Genomic DNA, 640 nt, shown 5'->3' with positions numbered 1-640 from the left:
CGGCCGGCGTTGGCGGGGCATCGTTTTGCTGCGCCAGAGCATGAAAGGATCCGCCGGCGCCGAGCAGCACGCCGCCGCCCGCGAGGATCATCACCGCCGCCGTCGCCACGGACCGGCCGTGGCCATGGGTGCGGGAGGCGTTGCGTGGCCGCAGCAGCGGAATGCACATTAGGGCGAGGACCAGGATGAAGGTCGGCGCAACCAGCCTTGGCACCAGCGCCCACGAGTCGGTGCCCACCTCCCAGAAAGCCCAGACCAGCGTGAAGAGAAAGGTGAGAAGATAGGCCCAGACGCCGGCGCCGGAGGTTCTGGCCAGCAGCACGCCGGAGAGCACGAGGCCAAGTCCGGCAACGAGATAATACCAGGAGCCGCCCAGTGCGATGAGCCAGAGGCCGCCCCCGCCCAGCACGATCCCGAGCAAGGTCATCAGAACGCCGAGGCTGACGAGGTACCAGTACGCTGCGCCCTCTGGCCGGTGGGTGCTTTCACTGATCATCGTCTCGTCCCTCATATGTCGGAATGCATTTGCCGCCGGTCGCCGTCCCGGACCGGCGAGCGGCGTCTGACACGTGAACTGCCGAAACCACGGAAAGTTCCACCGCGATCGCGGCAGGCGCGGCGGTGCCGTCAGGCCTCTGCC

At 67.8% G+C, this 640-nt stretch carries 1 pseudogene; it reads right to left on the bottom strand.

Annotated features, from left to right (window positions below):
- A pseudogene (locus tag LL06_RS25335) lies at nt 1-496 on the bottom strand (membrane-bound PQQ-dependent dehydrogenase, glucose/quinate/shikimate family); the annotation flags it as partial.
- Nucleotides 497-640 lie beyond the last annotated feature (144 nt).

Origin of the sequence: Hoeflea sp. BAL378 (genome assembly GCF_000759435.1) — a bacterium.
Classification (GTDB): domain Bacteria; phylum Pseudomonadota; class Alphaproteobacteria; order Rhizobiales; family Rhizobiaceae; genus Hoeflea.
The sequence above is the reverse complement of the archived record's forward strand: the minus strand, read 5'-3'. Positions and strand labels throughout refer to the sequence as shown.